Origin of the sequence: Achromobacter sp. NFACC18-2, from assembly GCF_900108985.1 — a bacterium.
Classification (GTDB): Bacteria; Pseudomonadota; Gammaproteobacteria; order Burkholderiales; family Burkholderiaceae_B; genus Achromobacter.
The window spans coordinates 42,201-59,112 of the sequence record NZ_FNYM01000024.1; the positions used below are offsets into that span (position 1 = coordinate 42,201).

A 16,912-nucleotide genomic window follows, 5' to 3' on the forward strand; every position below is an offset into this window, starting at 1 on the left:
CAACTGAAGATGTAATTCCTCATCGGATGTTATCGAGGGCTGGGCATTGCACTTGCGGACCGGACGGACCTTCAAGGTATAAGAGTAGGCATGCGGCCGCGAAGCCCTCGCGCCGCGCCTATCGGGAGATGCCATGCGCGACATCGTGCAATTGCGTCCGGAAGGCCTGTATTGCCCGGCCGGCGGCTTTCATATCGATCCCTGGCGGCCCGTCGACGTCGCCGTGCTGACCCATGGCCACGGCGATCATGCGCGCTCGGGCATGGGCCGCTATCACACCAGCGCCGAAGGATTGCCCATCCTGCAATGGCGGCTGGGAGACCAGGACTATCGCGTCCATGACTACGGCGAGACCTTCACGCTGGGCGAGGCGCGCGTGTCGCTGCATCCGGCGGGCCACGTGCTGGGATCCGCGCAGGTGCGCATCGAAGCGGACGGCCAGGTCTGGGTCGTGTCGGGCGACTACAAGCGCCAGCCCGATCCCACCTGCACGCCGTTCGAGGTCGTGCCCTGCGACACCTTCATCACCGAGGCCACCTTCGGCCTGCCGATCTATCGCTGGCCGAGCGCGGCGGAGGTGGCGCGCGACATCGTGCAATGGCGCGATCACTGCGCCGCGCGCGGCGAGGCCGCCATCCTGTACTGCTATGCGCTGGGCAAGGCGCAGCGCGTGCTGGCCGAGCTGATGCCTTTCGTGGACCGGCCCGTCTATCTGCATGGCGCGATTGCCGCGGGCGTGGACGTGTACCGCAAGGCGGGCGTGGCGATGGCGGACACCCGCCTGGTCATCGACGCCGACGCCGCACCCGCCGCCTCGGGCACGGGATTTGCTGGAGAGCTGATCCTGGCGCCGCCTTCGGCGGCCGGCAGCGCGTGGTTGCGGCGCTTTCGCAAGGCGCAGCACGGCTTTGCATCCGGCTGGATGCGGCTGCGCGGCAACCGGCGCCGGCGCAACATGGATCGCGGCTTTGTCGTGTCGGACCATGCGGACTGGCCCGATCTGCTGCGCACCGTCCATGAGTGCGGCGCGCGCCGCGTCATCGCCACGCATGGCGATACCGAGGCGCTGGTGCGCACGCTGAACGAGTCGGGGATCGCCGCCGAGACGCTCGTCACGCAGTACGGCGAGGACGATTGAACCCGCGCGGCGGGGATGACAGGCCAAGACAGGGAAACGGACGCAGGCATGAAGCGATTCGCGGCGTTGTATCAGGAGCTGGACCGCAGCACCGCCACATTGGACAAGCGCGCGGCGCTGGTGGCGTACTTCCGCGAAGCGCCGCCGCGTGACGCGGTGTGGGCGCTGTACCTGCTGGCGGGGGGCAAGATCACCAGCGCGCGGCGCAAGATCGCGGGCGTCGGAGAGCTGCGGGCCTGGGTCGCAACGGCCAGCGACACCGCGCCGTGGCTGGTGGACGCCTGCTATGACCAGGTCGGCGACCTGGCCGAGACGCTGGCCCTGCTGATTCCCGACCCCGGCCAGCCCGCGCCCGATCGCGGCCTGGCCGACTGGATCGAAGAGATCCTCGTGCCCGTCGCCAATCGCGACGAGGCCGAGCGCCGCGAGGTCATCGTGTCGGCGTGGCGGGGCCTGCCGTATGCCGAACGGCTGGTCTTCAACAAACTGCTGACCGGCGCGCTGCGCGTCGGCGTGTCGCAGCGCATGGTGCAGCAGGCGCTGGCCGAGATGTCGGGCGTGCCCATCGCGCGCATCGCGCAGCGCATGCTCGGCGCGTGGTCGCCCAGCCCCGCGTTCCTGCGCGACCTGCTCAGCGCCGAAGAGCTGCCCGGCGACCGCCAGCAGCCTTATCCCTTCTTTCTTGCGTCGCCGCTGGAAGGCGAACCCGTCCTGCTGGGCGCGATCGACGACTGGCTGATCGAATGGAAGTGGGACGGCATCCGCGCGCAACTGATACGGCGGCGCGGCGAGGTGGCCTTGTGGTCGCGCGGCGAAGAGCGGCTGGATGGCCGGTTTCCGGAAGTCGAGGCGGCGGCGGCCGCGCTGGACGTCGATTGCGTCGTGGACGGCGAACTGCTGGCCTGGCACGACGACCACGCCGGGCCGATGCCGTTCTCCGCCCTGCAGACCCGCATCCAGCGGCTCAAGCCCGGTCCCAAGTGGCTGGCCGAGGCGCCGGTGCGGCTGCTGGCCTACGACCTGCTGGAACTGGAGGGCGCCGACCTGCGTGAACTGCCGCAATCCGAGCGCCGCGAGCGGCTGGAATCGCTGTTGCGCAGGCATCCGGATCCGCGCCTGCGCTTGTCGCCCGTCATCGCGCCGCAAGGCTGGGACGAAGCCCAGGCGCTGCGCGCGGAGTCGCGCGAACGCGGCGTGGAAGGCTTCATGCTCAAGCGGCGCAGCGCGCCCTACCAGAGCGGGCGGCGCCGCGGCGACTGGTGGAAATGGAAGATCGATCCGCTCACCATCGACGCCGTGCTGTTATATGCGCAGTCCGGTCACGGACGCCGCAGCACGCTTTACACCGACTACACCTTCGGCCTGTGGGATGGCGATGCGCTGGTGCCCATCGCCAAGGCCTACTCCGGGCTGGACGACCGGGAAATCCTGGAACTCGACCGCTGGCTGCGCGCGCACACGCGCGAGCGCTTCGGTCCGGTGCGCTCGGTCGATCCCGTGCAGGTGTTCGAACTGGGATTCGAAGGCGTCAACCTGTCCAAGCGGCACAAGTCGGGCGTGGCGGTGCGCTTTCCGCGGATCCTGCGCTGGCGGCATGACAAGCCGGCCGACCAGGCCGACCAGCTCGAGACCCTGAAGGCGCTGGCGCGATGAGCGGCGCGGCCCGGGGCTGGGATGCGCCGCTTGCCGCGTGGTTCGCGGCGCGCGGCTGGAAGCCCGCGGCATTCCAGCGCGAGACGTGGCGCCGCTATCTGCAGGGCGAGTCGGGCCTCTTGCACACGCCGACGGGCAGCGGCAAGACCCTGGCGGCGTTTGGCGGGCCGCTGCTGGAGGCGCTGGCCGACGCGGCGCCGGCCGCCGCGGCCACGGGCGAAGGACCGCGCGTGCTGTGGGTGACGCCGCTGCGGGCGTTGGCCGCGGACACCGCGCGGGCGCTGACGCAGACCGTGCAGGAAGCGGGTCTGGCGTGGACGGTTGCGCTGCGCACGGGCGACGCCAGCGCGCGCGACAAGCGGCTGGCACGGCAAGGCAAGGCGCATGTGCTGGTGATCACGCCGGAATCGCTGGCGCTGCTGTTGTCCTATGCCGACGCGTCGCTGCGTTTTCGCGCCTTGCGCTGCATCGTGGTGGACGAATGGCACGAGCTGTTGGGCAACAAGCGCGGCGTGCTGCTGCAGCTGTGCCTGGCGCGCGTGCGGCGGCTGTCGCCCCGCGCGCGCACGTGGGGCCTGTCCGCCACGCTGGGCAATCTGGACGAGGCGCGCGCGGTGCTGCTGCCGCATGCGCCCGCCAGCGCGCTGGTGGCGGGCGCGCGGCCGCGCAAAATACAGATATCGACCCTGCTGCCCGAACGCAGCCGCGCGCTGCCGTGGGCCGGGCACCTGGGGCTGTCGCAATTGGAACGGGTGTTCAAGCGCCTCTTCGACGTGCCCACGACGTTGCTGTTCACGAACACGCGCGCGCAGGCCGAGCTGTGGCACCGCGCGCTGGAGTCGATCTGGCCCGAGGACCCGCGCACGCTGGCGCTGCATCACGGCTCGCTGGATCCCAAGCTGCGCGCCGCAGTGGAACAGGGCTTGCGCGACGGGACCGTGCGCTGCGCGGTGGCCACGTCGAGCCTGGACCTGGGGGTGGACTTCCCGTCGGTGGATCAGGTGCTGCAGATCGGCAGCCCCAAGGGCGTGGCGCGCCTGCTGCAGCGCGCCGGGCGGTCCAAGCACCGGCCGGGCGAGTCCGGCAACGTGGTCTGCGTGCCCGCGCAGGCGCTGGAACTGATCGAGTATGCCGCGGCCCGGCAGGCGATCGCGCGCGGCGAGATCGAGTCGCGGCCGCCGCCGGTCGGCAGCCTGGACGTGCTGGCGCAGCATGCCGTGACGCTGGCGCTGGGCGGCGGATTCGAGGGCGATGCGCTCTACCAGGAAGTGCGCGGCACCCATGCCTATGCGGCGCTGGATGCCGCGACGTGGCAGGCCGTGCTGGACTTCATCGTCCAGGGCGGCCGGGCGCTGGAGAAATACCCGGACTATCGGCGTGTGGTGCGCGACGACGACGGCTGTTACCGCGTGCATGACCGGCGCATCGCGTTCCGGCACCGGCTCTCCATCGGCACCATCACCGCCGACGGCGCGGTGGCGGTGAAGTACCTGCGCGGCGGCGGCCTCGGTTCGGTCGAGGAAGGGTTCCTCGCCCGCCTGCGGCGCGGCGACCGCTTCCAGTTCGCCGGCCGCACGCTTGAGCTCGTGCGGCTGGAAGGCATGACCGCCTACGTGCGGCGGGCCAAGGGCGGCGACGGTCCGGTCGCCACCTGGCAGGGCGGGCGCATGCCCTTGTCCACGCAGCTCGCAAGCGAAGTCGAAAGCCTGTACTCCCATCCCGGCACGCATCCGGAAATGCGCGCCGTCGAGCCCCTGCTGCGGATCCAGGCGCGGGCCAGCGCGCTGCCGGACCGGGGACGGCTGGTGGCCGAGCGTATCGGCACGCGGCGCGGCATGCACGTGTTCCTGTTTCCGTTCGCGGGCCGCGCGGTCCACGAGGGCATCGCCGCCATGGTCGCGCTGCGCTGGGGCAGGCGGCAGGCCAACACGTTTTCCTACACCGTCAATGACTACGGACTGATGCTGACGCTGGCCGAGCCCGCCGCGCTGGACGACGCCTTGCTACGCGCGCTGCTCAGTCCCGACGGCATGGCCGACGACCTGCGCGACGGCGTCAACCTGGGCGAGATGGCGCGTCGCCAGTTCCGGGAGATCGCGCGCGTGGCGGGCCTGCTGACGCCGTCGCTGCCCGGACAGGCGGCGCGTTCGTTGCGGCAGGTCCAGGCCTCGAGCGGCCTGCTCTACGACGTATTGCGCCGCTACGACCCCGACCATCTGCTGTTGGCGCAGGCGGAACGGGAGGTCTTCGAACTGCAGCTCGAAGCGCCGCGCCTGATGGCGGCGCTGCAGGACTGCCAGCGCCGCGAACTGGCGCTGCGCGAACCGGGGGCGCTGACGCCGCTGTCGTTTCCGCTCTGGACGGAAAGCCTGCGCGGGCAGCTCAGCACCGAAACCTGGCAGGCGCGCGTCCGGCGCGCGGCCGAACAGTTGGAGAAGCGCTATGCCCGCGACGCCTGATGCGGGACTGGCGATGACGTTGGCGGGCGAGCGCGTCGTCCTGCTTGGCGCGCGCGCCTTGCATTGGCCGGCGCGCGCCAGGCTGGTGATTGCCGATCTGCACCTGGGCAAAAGCCATGTCTTTCGACAGGCCGGCATCGCGGTCCCGCGCGGCGCCACCCTGGACGATTTGCGGCGGCTGTCGGACCTGGTGGCGGCAACGGCAGCGCGCGAATTGCTGATCGTGGGCGACGTGCTGCACGGCCCGGCCGCGCAGGCCGCCTGGCGCGATGCGTGGATCGGCTGGCGCCAGGCCCATCCCGAACTGGACGTGGCCGTGCTGGCGGGCAATCACGATCGCGCGCTGGACGGCGCGGCCCTGGGCATGCGCCAACTGGGCCAGGCGTGGGCCGACGGTCCGTTCCTGTTCCGGCACCTGCCGCAGGCGGACGCGCAGGGACGCCATGTGATCGCCGGGCACGTGCATCCCAAGACGCGCGTGCCCGGCGTGCCGCGAAGCTGGCCCGCCTTCTGGCTGCGACCCGCGATGACCGTCCTGCCCGCGTTCTCCGACTTCACGGGCGGACACGCGGTGCAGGGCGGGCAGGGCGCGGCGCTGGTCGCGTGCGTGGAAGGCGACGCGTTGCCGCTGGGATGGACGCCGCGACCGGCGTGACGATGGGCACGGCGTTTGCTGCATGCGGGGCATTCTCCACGCCGCGCCATCGACCTTTCCATGACCCATTCTCAAGGCTTCGCATCCCCCTTGCCGCCGCTGCATCAGGCGCTGGGCGAGGCCGTGGGCGGCGTGCGCAGCGCGATGGATGCTGGTCGATGGCTGCGCGTCCTGGTCGACCAGGGGTGCGATCGATTGCCGCTGCCCGCGTCCGGCCGCACGCTGGACCGTTGGCGGGCGCTGGCCCGTGTGGCCGCGGCGGACCTCAGCCTGGCCAAGCTGTATGAGGGGCACACCGACGCGCTGGCGATCCTGGCCGAGCTGCGCGCGTCCGCGCCACCGGCGCATAGCCGCTGGGGCGTGTGGTGCGCCGAACCGCCGGACCAGCGTGTCGAGATCGTGCCGCAGCCAGGCGGCGCCGCGCGGCTGCGCGGCGTGAAGGGCTGGTGTTCCGGCGCCGCGTCGGTGACGCACGCCCTGGTGAGCGGATGGAATCCGGCGGGCGAGCCTTGTCTTGCCGCCGTGGCGCTGGATCAACTGGGCGTCGCGGTGACCGACGCGGGCTGGCATGCCGTGGGCATGCGTGCGTCGGCCAGCGTCGATGTGGTGTTCGACGACGTGCCCTGCACGCTCGTCGGCGAGCCGGGCGCGTACGTGCATCGCCCCGGCTTTCATCATGGCGGCGCGGGCGTCGCGGCGTGCTGGTACGGGGGCCTGGAGCGCATCGCGCAAACCCTGCGCGGCGCGTTGCCAGCAGCGGGCGCCGATCCGCACCGGCTGGCGCACCTGGGCGCCATCGACGTGGCCATGGCGATGGCGCGGGCCGTGCTGCGCGAGACCGCCGCGGTCATCGATGCGCATCCGCGCGAGGCGTGCGCGCTGGAGTGTGTGCGCGCACGCCTGGCCGTGGAATCCGCCGCGGCGCAGGTGATGGAGCGCGCCGCGCGCGCGCTGGGCGCCGGGCCGCTGTGCCGCGACGCGGGCTTTGCGCAAGCGATGGCCGATCTGCCCGTCTACATCCGGCAGAGCCATGCGGAGCGCGACCAGGCCTCGCACGGACAGGCGGTGCTCAAGCGGGAAGGCGCGCCATGGGCCCTGTAGCGGCAGACCATTTCGAACAGTTGTACCGCGCCGATCCCGACCCCTGGCGCGTGTCGAGCGCCTGGTACGAACGTCGCAAGCGCCGCCTGCTGCTGGCGGCGCTGGGCCGTCAACGCTACCGCCATGCCTTCGAGCCGGGTTGCGGCGCGGGGCAATTGACGCAGTGCCTGGCCCTGCGCTGCGCGCGCGTCAGCGCGGCCGACATTGCGCCCGCCGCCGCCGCGCGTTGCCGCGCACGCATGGCGGAAAAAGGCCTGGACCACGTGGACGTGCTGCTGCTGGACCTGCCGCGGCAATGGCCCGCCGCACCGGCGCGCGGATTCGATCTCATCGTGCTGTCCGAGGTCGGGTATTACCTGGACGATGCCGCGCTGGCCCGGTTCCTGCGCGGCGTGGACGCGTCGCTCGCGCCCGGCGGCGAGATCGTGGCCTGCCACTGGCGGCCGGATTTCGACGATCGCCTGCAGCCCACCGACACCTTGCATGCCGCAATCGGCGCGCTGCCCGGCCTGACGCGCCGGGTCCATCACGAAGAGGCCGAGTTCCGCCTGGATCTCTGGCGCAGACAACCCCAAGGAAGCGAGCCATGATCGGAGTATGCATTCCGGCGCACAACGAGGAGCGCCACATCCAAGACTGCCTGCGCGCGGTCACGCGCGCCGCGCGCCATCGGCGGCTGGGACGGGAAGCGGTGAAGATCGTCGTGGTGCTCGATCACTGCATGGACCGGACGGCGCCCTTTGCGGCCGCGTGGCCCGTGGATTGCGTGGCCATCCAGGCGCGCAATGTGGGGATGGCGCGCGCTGCGGGCGCGCAGCATCTGCTGCGGGCCGGTGCGCGCTGGCTCGCCTTCACCGACGCCGACAGCCGCGTGTCGCCGGCCTGGCTGGCCGATCAGCTCTCGCTGGATGCGGAAGTGGTGTGCGGAACCGTATCGGTGACCGGGTGGGAGGCCCATGGGGCGCTCGCGCAGCGCGCCCAACGCGCTTTCGTGCGGCACTACCAGGACTGCGACGGCCACCGTCACGTGCATGGCGCCAACCTGGGCGTTGCGGCGCAGGCGTACCGGCGGATCGGCGGGTTCGCCGCGTTGGCGTGCAGCGAGGACCAGGCCCTGGTCGACCGGCTGGAGCAGGGCGGGGCGCGCATCGCATGGAGTTGCCTGCCGCGCGTGACGACCAGTGCGCGGCCGCACTCGCGCGTCGAAGGCGGATTCGCCAGTGCGCTGCGCAAGGGCCGCGACGAGCGCGCGGCAGGCCCCGGCGTTCAGCCGGAACGCGTTGCGGATGGCCGCGCGCCCTCGCGCCACTGCCTGTGATAGTCGATCAGGCCGGCCATGCATGATTCGGCCGTCACGCGTGTCAGCGAATGCGCGTGCATGCAGGCGGCGACCCGTTCGATGGCATTCATGTCCGTCCCTCCTGGTGCATCGCCCGGGTGCGCAGCAAGCCGTGTGCCGGCCGGATATCGGCCTATCTGTCCGGCGGTTTGTGCGCCACGGCCACGCCCACCGCGCCGCAGGGCAAGCGGTACTTTCCACCGCCCAGCCATGTGACGGGCTCGCCCGTGGGCAGGGTGCAGACGTAGATGGGAACGCCAGAAGCTTCCTTGGTCCGTTTTGCGATCAAACGCCGTTGTACGCGGCATGTCGATCGATCGGGAAGTTTTACGATTACATCGGACAGCCTGGATCCCGAAGCCATTGTTCATCTCCTGAATGTCGTGTGTCGTTGTGCCGGATGCGGGGGGGCGGCCTGACCGCGCCTTCGTCACCGCATGGTTCCCCATTCTTATCACCGCGGCCGCATTTGGCCTATCGGCCATTCAGCATGGGACCCCAATGGCGCATGTCCCGGCGCGCAAATCCGGCACAGCACTTGCTGCGTGCAGGGGGCGGGCCGGCAACGCGGCAGATGGCCCAGGCCGGACCCGCAGGATTTGCAACTTGCAACGGGAGACACGACATGAGCAGAGATCCGAGGAACACGTCGAGATATCGCGGCGACCGGGAGCCATGGCAGGACCCCGCGCCCTCCTTCGGATACCAGGGCGCCGGCACGCGCCAGGGCGGCGCGCGCAACACCCGCGAGCCGGTGCGCAGCCGCAGCGACGATCCTGGCCAGAGCAGCTATGGCGGCTTTTCGAACGAAGACCCCGCGTTCCAGCGCCAGCAGGTCTACAGCGGACGCGACCGGGCAGCCGGAGGCTGGGACCGTGACAGCGGCTCCGGACGGGGCCCGCGCGGCGGCAACCGGGACCCCGGCGGCCGCGACCCGGGTTATGACGGCCCTACATCGTTCGGCGACGACGAAGGCGGGTACTACGGGGACCGTCCGGCGTGGAGCGAGGAGCCCATGTCGTTCGAGACCGCCGAGCGCGGCGGCTACAACCGCGGACCAACGGCGTGGCGCGACCGCGGCTCGCGCCGGACCGATCCCAAGGGCTACGTCCGTTCGGACGAACGGGTTCGCGAGAATGTGTGCGAGGCCCTGGCCCACAGCGGCCTGGACGTGAGCGATGTGTCGGTGTCGGTGACCGACGGCCGGGTCGTGCTGGAAGGCACCGTGCCGCAACGCCGCACCAAACACGACGTGGAGGATTGCACCGTGGAATGCGCCGGCGTGAATGACGTCGACAACCGCATCCGCGTTGCGAGCCCGGGCGCCAGCGCCGCGGGGGCCGGCGGCGTCCCCGGGAAGACGGCATGACCGGCGCGCCCGGACACAGCAGCCCCCAAAACCCCATGGGCCGATACGGCCCCGATGACAGGAGCAGACGATGACCAAGCCAAAGGACACCACGCGGGACAAGGACGCCCCGAACCGCAGCGAAGACGACACGCCCCGCCAGGCCCAGGCCAGTCATGGCGACACGCAGAACCGCAGCAAGAAAGAGGGCCATGTCTCGCAGATAGGCACCGGGCAAGACCAGCAGAGCCAGCGCAATCGCGGGCAGGGCGCCCGGTCCAAGCCTTGAGCCCGTCCCCTAGCGCATCGCAGGACGGCAGGCTATGACCCTGGACGCGCTATGGGACTTCCTGCAGTGGCCGGCCATGGCGGCGTCGCTGGGCGCCGCGTGGCTGGTCGCGTCGCGCAGCGCCCGTCGGCGCACGGCGGGCTTCTGGGTCTTTCTGCTGAGCAACGTGCTGTGGGTGGCGTGGGGCCTGCATGACGGCGCCTGGGCGCTTATTGCACTGCAACTGGGCCTGGCGGCGCTCAATGTGCGCGGCGTCCTGAAAAACGAGGCCTAGGGGCTGCTGGGCTCGCGGCCAAAGGCCTATACTTTTTTCATCACGCACGCTCCGGCGCACGAAACAGGGCGTCTGCCGCCTTCCCCCGCGCGGCGTACGCCGGGCAATCACGTGCCTAGGGTCATGGCCCCTTTCACAGGAGGCAAATCCCATGTCGCGCCCGATCCGATAGACGGCTCGCTCCGGACCCATTCCGGAGCTTCAGACGCTGTTTGTGAATGCATCGCCTTCAAGGAGATGTGTGATGAACAAACTGTCCAGCAGTAGTAACGATGACCCGCAGGCGAATGCGGCGCGCATTGCCGACCTGCAGGCGACGGCGCGAGGCCAGGTCCTGTTGCCGGGCGACGCCGGCTATGACGAGGCCCGCAAGATCTGGAACGCGATGGTCGACCGCCGCCCTGCGGTCATCGTCCGTTGTGCGGGCGTGGCCGATGTGCGGCGCGCTGTCGATGCCGCGCGTGAAAACCGGATGACGGTGTCCCTGCGCGGCGGCGGCCACAACATCGCCGGGACCGCCGTCTGCGACGGCGGCATGATGATCGACCTGTCGCCGATGAAGTCGGTGCGGATCGACCCCGAGCGCGCCAGGGCGTATGTGGAACCCGGCGCGACCCTGGCGGACCTGGACCACGAAGCCCAGGCTTTCGGCCTGGCGGTTCCCCTGGGCATCAATTCGACGACGGGCGTGGCCGGCCTGACCCTGGGAGGCGGCTTCGGCTGGCTCACGCGCAGGTTCGGCCTGACGATCGACAACCTCGTGTCCGCCGACGTGGTGACCGCGGACGGCCAGCTCCTGCGGGCCAGCGAATCGGAAAATCCGGACCTGTTCTGGGCCATCCGCGGCGGCGGCGGCAATTTCGGCGTGGTCACGATGTTCGAGTTCCAGCTGCATCCGGTGGGTCCGCAGGTCTATGGCGGGCTGGTCGTGGTGCCGCTCGAACAGGGCAGGCAGGCGCTGGCGAGATACCGCGACGCGCTGCAATCCATGCCCGAGGAACTGACGGTGTGGGCGGTCCTGAGACAGGCCCCGCCCTTGCCGTTCCTACCGCCCTCCGCGCATGGCAAGCCCATCGTCGCCTTCGCCGCCTGCTACACCGGCAGCCTGGACCAGGGAGCGCAGGCCGTCGAGGCGGTGCGCGCGCTGGGCGAACCCTACGGCGAACAACTCGGCCCGATGCCCTACGCGGCCTGGCAAAAGGCCTTCGATCCCCTGTTGACGCCCGGCGCCCGCAACTACTGGAAATCGCACAACCTGGGCGTGCTGGAGGACGGCCTGATCGACGCGGTCGTGGCGGCGGTGCGCGACGTGCCTTCGCCGCAGTGCGAGATCTTCTTCGGCCACATCGCCGGCGCGGCGATGCGCGTGCCCGTGACCGCCATGGCGTATCCGCACCGCGCGGCGCAGTTCGCCATGAACGTGCACGGACGCTGGGACGATCCGCAGGACGACGAGCGCTGCATCGCCTGGACGCGCGACATCTTCAAGGCCACGGAGCCGTACTCGCAGGGCGGCGTCTACGTGAACTTCCTGACCCAGGACGAGACCGCAAGAGTGGGCGCGGCCTACGGGGAAAACTACGACCGGCTGGTGCAGGTGAAGACCCGCTACGATCCGCAGAACCTCTTCCGGCACAACCAGAACATCAGGCCGGCGGCGCCTTGAGGGAGGGCGGCGCGGATGGCGGGCGGGTCCGCCGCCGTCGGCGCCCGCGCCAGGCGAATCCGGCCGCCCTCAATCGGCCGGCGCCTGGATTTCCAGTTGATGCGCGATCCTGGCCTTCAGCGCCAGCAGGTCCTGCGCGTGCTGCCGCGCGACCACGGACGGCGCATCGTCGGTGATCAGGCTGATGTTCAGCGCCAGCGCCAGTTCGCCCTGGCCGCGCAGCGGCGTGGACATCGCCACCACGCCGGGCTGCCAGGACGCGACGCAATATCCCTGCGCCGCCACCGTGGCGATGGCTGCGTCGATATCCGCGCGGATGGGCTTCCAGGCGGCGCTGCGATAGGTGCGCCGGATCTGGTCCAGCAACGTCTCGCGCGCGCCGGCCTGCAGCGTGGCGAGGTACGCGCGGCCCAGCGAGGTCAGTTCGATCGGAACCCGCTGCCCCGCGACGATGGTGCGTAGCGACGCCCTGCGGTTGTAGCGGATGGATTCCAGGTAAACCATCTCGGCGCGGTCGGCGCTGGCCAGTCCCACGTTCATCCGCAGCTTGACCGACAGATCGCGCATCAGGGGCGTGGCCGCCCGGAGCACGGGCGAGGCGGCGCGCATGGCGTGCCCCAGGCTGAGCACGGGCGCGGCCAGGCGGTAGGCGCGCGCGCGCCGGTCGTGTTCCAGAAAGCCGCTGGTCACGAGGGTCTGGGTCAGGCGGCTGACCGTGGCGGCGGACAGGCCGGTGCGTTCGGCGAGCTCGCCGTTGCCCAGCAGATCCGTGCCGGGCTTGAACGCGCGAAGAATCTCCAGGCCGCGCTCCAGCGATCGGTTCTGGCTGACGCCGGTAAAGCGCCGGCTGTCGCCGGACGGCGTTGAGGGCTTGGGGGGCGTATTCATGCAATTCCACTCCGTGGAAATGGGACGGTGTATTTGCGCACTGTAGCGCCTACCGTGTCGTCATTGCCAGCCGCCAAGTCCGAGATGGTCCGCGATGGTCCGCGATGCGCAGCGGCTGGCCCACAACGACGGAGCACGAATATGGCTGACTACGAATTCATCAGGCTGCAATCGCAGGACGGCGTGGCGACGCTGACGCTGAACCGGCCTGACAAGCGCAACGCGATCAGCGACGCGATGCGCGGCGAACTGATCCACGCGCTTGAGCTTGTCACCCAGGACCGCGCCATCCGCGCGCTGGTGCTGACCGGAGAAGGCAAGGGCTTCTGCGCGGGCGGGGACATTGCGGGCATGCAGCGCCGGATGGACGCGCCGGCCGGCGAGGTCGGGTTCAACGGGTGGTCGCGCCAGCAGCGCGTGCACCACGCGCAAAGCCTGCTGCATCGCATGCCCAAGCCGACGATCGCGGCGGTGAACGGCGCGGCGGCGGGCCTGGGGGCCGATACCGCGCTGAGCTGCGATTTCATCGTGGCCTCGGAGAGCGCTTCGTTCACATGGAGCTACATCGCGCGCGGACTGATCCCGGACGGCGGCGGCCTGTATTTCCTGCCGCGCCGCGTCGGGCTGGCGCGCGCGAAGGAATTGATCTTCTCCGGCCGCCGGGTCCTGGCCCAGGAGGCGTTGCAGTTGGGCATCGCCGACCGGCTGGCGCCCGCGGGCACGGAGGTGGAAGCGGCCCAGGCCTGGGCCGCGGCCTTGAGCCAGGGCTCGGCCACGGCGCTGGCGCTGGGCAAGTCGATCCTGGACCAGAGTTTCGAGCTGACCGCCGACCAGGTCTTCGCCATGGGCAGCCAGGCGCAGGGCATCTGCTACACCAGCGCCGAACATCGCGCATCCGTGGCCGCGTTCCTGGAGAACATGGCCCAGGCCGCCCGCGGCCGGGGAGACGCCCAATGAGCGCCCTCGACAAGCTGCTGCGGCCGCGCAGCGTGGCGGTGGTGGGCGCCTCGGCCGACCCGGCCAAGACCTCGGGCCGGCCGGTGGCCTACCTGCGCAAGCACGGATTCCAAGGCAGCATCTATCCCGTGAACCCCCGGGCGTCCGACATCGACGGGCTGCGTTGCTATCCCGACGTGCGCGCCTTGCCGCAGGCGCCGGACGTCGCCATCGTGGTGCTGGGCGCGGAGCGCACCCAAGATGCCGTGCGCGAGCTCGCCGCCATCGGCACGGGCGCGGCCATCGTGCTTGCCAGCGGCTACACCGAGGCCGGGGAGGAGGGGGCGCGCCGCCAGCACGAGCTGCGCGAGGCCGCCGGCGCCATGCGCATCCTGGGGCCGAACACGATCGGCCTGGTCAACCTGACGGACCGCATCACGCTGTCTGCCAGCGGCGCCCTGGAGCTCGACGCGCTGCACGCCGGGCCCATCGGCCTGGTCTCGCAAAGCGGGGGCATCCTGGGCGCGCTGCTGTCGCGGGCCGCCGCCCGCGGCATCGGCCTGTCCAAGCTGATCTCGACCAGCAACGAGGCCGACCTCGACCTGGCCGACTTCGTCGACGCGCTGGCCGACGACCCGGCCACCCGCGTCATCGCCTTGTATGTCGAGAGCATCCGCCATCCCGCCAGGTTCCGCGCCGCCGCGCGCAAGGCCCTGGAAGCTGGCAAGCCGGTGGTGGCGTTCAAGATCGGGCGTTCGGAATCGGGCGCCCGGGCAGCCGCGTCGCACACGGGCGCGCTGGCTGGGGCGGATGCCATGTACGACGCGCTGTTCGAGGACGCCGGCGTCATCCGGGCCCAAGCGTTTTCCGACCTGCTGGATATTCCGGCCGCGCTGGCGCATGAGCGCACGCTGCGAGGCCGCCGCGTCGCGATCCTGACTTCGACGGGCGGCGCGGGCACCCTGGTGGCCGACTGCCTGGGCCTGGCGGGCTTCGAACTGCCGCCGCCCGATGCGGCGACCGGCGCGGCCCTGCGCGCCCTGCAGCCGGGCGGCCACGCGGTCCTGGACCGCAACCCCATCGACGTGACCCTCGCGGGCCTGCAGCCCGACCTGCTTCGGGGCGCGATCCGCATCATGCTGGACAGCGGCGGCCACGACGCGCTGGTGGTGGTCGTGGGCTCGTCCGGCGTCGCCCAGCCCGAGCTGATGGCGGGCGCGCTGAAGGACACGCTGGCGGACGCCGGCAAGCCCGTGTTGGCGTACATCAGCCCGCACGCGCCGCGCGTCGCGGAAGTGCTCGGCCGCTACGGCATTCCCGCGTTCCACACGCCGGAGGGCGTCAGCGCCGCGATGGCGGCGATGTGGCAAGTGCAGGGGCGCGCCCAGCCATCCAGGGCGCAGGCGCCGCGCGCGCCGCTGCCCGTCGCCGCGGCCGTCGAAGAAAGCGGGTCGCTGGACGAGGCCCAGGCCAAGGCGCTCTTTGCGCGCCATGGCATTCCGGGCGTCAGGGAAATCGTCGTGCGCACCGGAGAAGAGGCCGCGCAGGCCGCCGCCCGGCTGGGGCCGCGCGTCGTGCTCAAGCTGCTGTCGCGCGAGATCACGCACAAGAGCGACGTGGGCGGCGTGGCCGTCGGCGTGGCGCGGGAAGACGTGCCTGCGCGGCTGCGGCAGATGGCCGACGACGTCCAGCGTCACGCCGGCAGCCGGCCGCAGGCCTTCCTGGTCCAGGAGATGGTCACCGGCGCGGCGGAACTGATCGTCGGCCTGCACCGGGATCCCCTGGGGTCGGCGATTTTGCTCGGCATGGGAGGCGTCGTCGCTGAACTGGTCCGGGATACGACGCTGCTGATGCTGCCTGCCGACGGCGGCGGCCTCACGCCGGAGCAGGTGCTTGCGGGGCTGCGTCGCCTGAAGACGTGGCCGTTGCTGGACGGCTACCGCGGGCGCGAGCGCGCGGACGTGCCGGCGCTGGTCGAGGCGGTGGTGGCGTTCTCGCGGATGGCCGCGGCCTTGGAGGACAGGCTGGCCGAGGCCGAGATCAACCCGCTCTTCGTGCGGCCCTTGGGCCAGGGCGTCTGCGCCGCGGACGGCGTGGCCGTCCTGCGGGAGCGGTCGAAGTAGTTCAGATGTTCAGGCAGGTGGATAAACAGGAGACAACCATGAAACAGAAGAACCTATTCACGCGCGGCGGCATGGCCCTTGCGGCGGCCGTCCTGACGCTGGGCGCCGCTGCGGCACCGCAGGCGCGCGCGGCATTTCCGGACAGACCCTTGCGCATCGTGGTGCCGTTCACGCCGGGCGGCGGCACCGACCTCATCGCGCGCCAGCTCGCCAAGGGCCTGACGCAGGAACTCGGCCAGACCGTCGTCGTTGAAAACCGTCCGGGCGGCAGCACCATCATCGGCACCGAGAACGTGGCCAAAAGCCCGCCGGACGGCTACACCCTGCTGATGTCCACTTTCGCCCATGCGGTGAATCCGGCCATCCACAAGAAGCTGCCCTACGACACCGACCGCGCCTTTGCCCCGGTGGCGATGATAGGCAAATCGCCGAACGTGCTTGTCGTCTCGCCGAAGTCGCCCTTCAAGAGCGTGCAGGACATCCTGGCCTACGCGCGCGCCCATCCGGGCAAGCTGACGTTCGGTTCCTATGGCAACGGCACGTCGGCGCACCTGGCCGGGGAACTCTTCAAGAGCCTGGGCAAGGTCGATATCCTGCATGTGCCCTACAAGGGCGCGGGCCCTGGCATCAACGACCTGATCGGCGGGCAGATCGACATGATCTTCTCGACCTCGGCCAGCGTCAGCAGCCACATCAAGAGCGGCCAGTTGCGCGCGCTTGCCGTGACGACGCAGCAGCGTTCGCCGGCCTATCCTGGCGTGCCCACCGTGGCCGAGTCCGGCGAGGCGGGCTACTTCGTGGATAGCTGGTACGGGGTCTTCGTGCCGAAAGGCACGCCCGCCGCGGTGATCGACCGGTTGAATGCCGCGATCCGGAAAGCCTCGCAGGACCCCGAGTTCCGCGCGGCGCTGGAGCTTGAAGGCCTGGCGCCCGACGTGGGCACGCCCGCGGCGCTGGGACAATACGTCAAGGAAGAAGAAGCGCGCTGGAGCCGGATCGTTCGCGACGCCGGCATTACCGACAAGCCGTAAAGGCGACACGCG

The 16,912-nt window shown here is 70.7% G+C and carries 16 protein-coding genes; 15 read left to right on the plus strand and 1 reads right to left on the minus strand.

Going from position 1 to position 16,912, the window contains the following annotated elements; genetic code table 11:
* The first annotated feature begins 133 nt into the window (after positions 1-133).
* The 12 genes from BMW75_RS27105 to BMW75_RS27160 all read left to right on the plus strand — a co-directional run bounded on the left by BMW75_RS27105 (position 134) and on the right by BMW75_RS27160 (position 11,922).
* A complete protein-coding gene (locus BMW75_RS27105) occupies positions 134-1,138 on the plus strand; it encodes a ligase-associated DNA damage response exonuclease (RefSeq protein ID WP_092582621.1) in 1,005 nt (334 codons plus the stop codon).
* A gap of 48 nt (positions 1,139-1,186) precedes the next feature.
* Positions 1,187-2,791: an ATP-dependent DNA ligase gene (locus BMW75_RS27110; protein WP_092582622.1), complete on the plus strand. Its 1,605-nt coding sequence runs from the start codon at positions 1,187-1,189 to the stop codon at positions 2,789-2,791.
* Positions 2,788-5,250, plus strand: coding sequence for a ligase-associated DNA damage response DEXH box helicase (locus BMW75_RS27115; protein WP_092582623.1), 2,463 nt, complete (start codon positions 2,788-2,790; stop codon positions 5,248-5,250). Before BMW75_RS27110 ends, BMW75_RS27115 begins: the two co-directional genes overlap by 4 nt.
* A complete protein-coding gene (gene pdeM / locus BMW75_RS27120) occupies positions 5,234-5,905 on the plus strand; it encodes a ligase-associated DNA damage response endonuclease PdeM (protein ID WP_092582624.1) in 672 nt (223 codons plus the stop codon). Before BMW75_RS27115 ends, pdeM begins: the two co-directional genes overlap by 17 nt.
* A gap of 60 nt (positions 5,906-5,965) precedes the next feature.
* The gene (locus tag BMW75_RS27125; RefSeq protein ID WP_175493281.1) at positions 5,966-7,006 is read left to right on the plus strand and encodes an acyl-CoA dehydrogenase family protein; all 1,041 of its coding nucleotides are present in this window, start codon (positions 5,966-5,968) and stop codon (positions 7,004-7,006) included.
* Positions 6,994-7,596 carry a class I SAM-dependent methyltransferase gene (locus BMW75_RS27130; RefSeq protein WP_092582625.1) on the plus strand — a complete coding sequence of 201 codons (603 nt, stop codon included), beginning with the start codon at positions 6,994-6,996 and terminating at the stop codon, positions 7,594-7,596. Before BMW75_RS27125 ends, BMW75_RS27130 begins: the two co-directional genes overlap by 13 nt.
* Positions 7,593-8,324, plus strand: coding sequence for a glycosyltransferase family 2 protein (locus BMW75_RS27135; RefSeq protein WP_092582626.1), 732 nt, complete (start codon positions 7,593-7,595; stop codon positions 8,322-8,324). Before BMW75_RS27130 ends, BMW75_RS27135 begins: the two co-directional genes overlap by 4 nt.
* 50 nt (positions 8,325-8,374) lie before the next feature.
* A complete protein-coding gene (locus tag BMW75_RS29595) occupies positions 8,375-8,593 on the plus strand; it encodes a hypothetical protein (protein ID WP_092582627.1) in 219 nt (72 codons plus the stop codon).
* A gap of 377 nt (positions 8,594-8,970) precedes the next feature.
* Positions 8,971-9,714: a BON domain-containing protein gene (locus BMW75_RS27145; protein ID WP_254792138.1), complete on the plus strand. Its 744-nt coding sequence runs from the start codon at positions 8,971-8,973 to the stop codon at positions 9,712-9,714.
* Between the two features lie 70 nt (positions 9,715-9,784).
* On the plus strand, positions 9,785-9,982 hold the full coding sequence (locus BMW75_RS27150) for a hypothetical protein (protein ID WP_092582629.1): 198 nt from the start codon (positions 9,785-9,787) through the stop codon (positions 9,980-9,982).
* A 34-nt stretch (positions 9,983-10,016) separates the two neighbouring features.
* The gene (locus BMW75_RS27155; RefSeq protein WP_092582630.1) at positions 10,017-10,256 is read left to right on the plus strand and encodes a hypothetical protein; all 240 of its coding nucleotides are present in this window, start codon (positions 10,017-10,019) and stop codon (positions 10,254-10,256) included.
* 244 nt (positions 10,257-10,500) lie between these two features.
* On the plus strand, positions 10,501-11,922 hold the full coding sequence (locus tag BMW75_RS27160) for an FAD-binding oxidoreductase (protein ID WP_092582631.1): 1,422 nt from the start codon (positions 10,501-10,503) through the stop codon (positions 11,920-11,922).
* A 69-nt stretch (positions 11,923-11,991) separates the two neighbouring features.
* On the opposite strand, the gene BMW75_RS27165 is transcribed toward BMW75_RS27160, so the two are convergent.
* Positions 11,992-12,810, minus strand: coding sequence for an IclR family transcriptional regulator (locus BMW75_RS27165; protein ID WP_092582632.1), 819 nt, complete (start codon positions 12,808-12,810; stop codon positions 11,992-11,994).
* A 141-nt stretch (positions 12,811-12,951) separates the two neighbouring features.
* Between BMW75_RS27165 and BMW75_RS27170 the strand changes: the two genes are divergently transcribed.
* From BMW75_RS27170 to BMW75_RS27180, 3 genes are read left to right on the plus strand one after another with little or no spacing between them, the layout of a single operon-like run.
* Positions 12,952-13,767, plus strand: coding sequence for an enoyl-CoA hydratase/isomerase family protein (locus BMW75_RS27170; protein WP_092582633.1), 816 nt, complete (start codon positions 12,952-12,954; stop codon positions 13,765-13,767).
* A complete protein-coding gene (locus tag BMW75_RS27175; protein WP_092582634.1) occupies positions 13,764-15,869 on the plus strand; it encodes an acetate--CoA ligase family protein in 2,106 nt (701 codons plus the stop codon). Before BMW75_RS27170 ends, BMW75_RS27175 begins: the two co-directional genes overlap by 4 nt.
* Before the next feature lie 38 nt (positions 15,870-15,907).
* Positions 15,908-16,900 (plus strand): tripartite tricarboxylate transporter substrate binding protein, encoded by a 993-nt coding sequence (locus BMW75_RS27180; protein ID WP_254792139.1) that lies wholly within the window; start codon positions 15,908-15,910, stop codon positions 16,898-16,900.
* Positions 16,901-16,912: the final 12 nt, after the last annotated feature.

Bases quoted from the DNA above. Each gene is read 5' to 3' on its own strand.
- BMW75_RS27105 (WP_092582621.1), top strand. From the start codon at position 134: ATGCGCGACATCGTGCAATTGCGTCCGGAAGGCCTGTATTGCCCGGCC.
- BMW75_RS27110 (WP_092582622.1), top strand. From the start codon at position 1,187: ATGAAGCGATTCGCGGCGTTGTATCAGGAGCTGGACCGCAGCACCGCC.
- BMW75_RS27115 (WP_092582623.1), top strand. From the start codon at position 2,788: ATGAGCGGCGCGGCCCGGGGCTGGGATGCGCCGCTTGCCGCGTGGTTC.
- pdeM (WP_092582624.1), top strand. From the start codon at position 5,234: ATGCCCGCGACGCCTGATGCGGGACTGGCGATGACGTTGGCGGGCGAG.
- BMW75_RS27125 (WP_175493281.1), top strand. From the start codon at position 5,966: ATGACCCATTCTCAAGGCTTCGCATCCCCCTTGCCGCCGCTGCATCAG.
- BMW75_RS27130 (WP_092582625.1), top strand. From the start codon at position 6,994: ATGGGCCCTGTAGCGGCAGACCATTTCGAACAGTTGTACCGCGCCGAT.
- BMW75_RS27135 (WP_092582626.1), top strand. From the start codon at position 7,593: ATGATCGGAGTATGCATTCCGGCGCACAACGAGGAGCGCCACATCCAA.
- BMW75_RS29595 (WP_092582627.1), top strand. From the start codon at position 8,375: ATGCGCGTGCATGCAGGCGGCGACCCGTTCGATGGCATTCATGTCCGT.
- BMW75_RS27145 (WP_254792138.1), top strand. From the start codon at position 8,971: ATGAGCAGAGATCCGAGGAACACGTCGAGATATCGCGGCGACCGGGAG.
- BMW75_RS27150 (WP_092582629.1), top strand. From the start codon at position 9,785: ATGACCAAGCCAAAGGACACCACGCGGGACAAGGACGCCCCGAACCGC.
- BMW75_RS27155 (WP_092582630.1), top strand. From the start codon at position 10,017: ATGACCCTGGACGCGCTATGGGACTTCCTGCAGTGGCCGGCCATGGCG.
- BMW75_RS27160 (WP_092582631.1), top strand. From the start codon at position 10,501: ATGAACAAACTGTCCAGCAGTAGTAACGATGACCCGCAGGCGAATGCG.
- BMW75_RS27165 (WP_092582632.1), bottom strand. From the start codon at position 12,810: ATGAATACGCCCCCCAAGCCCTCAACGCCGTCCGGCGACAGCCGGCGC.
- BMW75_RS27170 (WP_092582633.1), top strand. From the start codon at position 12,952: ATGGCTGACTACGAATTCATCAGGCTGCAATCGCAGGACGGCGTGGCG.
- BMW75_RS27175 (WP_092582634.1), top strand. From the start codon at position 13,764: ATGAGCGCCCTCGACAAGCTGCTGCGGCCGCGCAGCGTGGCGGTGGTG.
- BMW75_RS27180 (WP_254792139.1), top strand. From the start codon at position 15,908: ATGAAACAGAAGAACCTATTCACGCGCGGCGGCATGGCCCTTGCGGCG.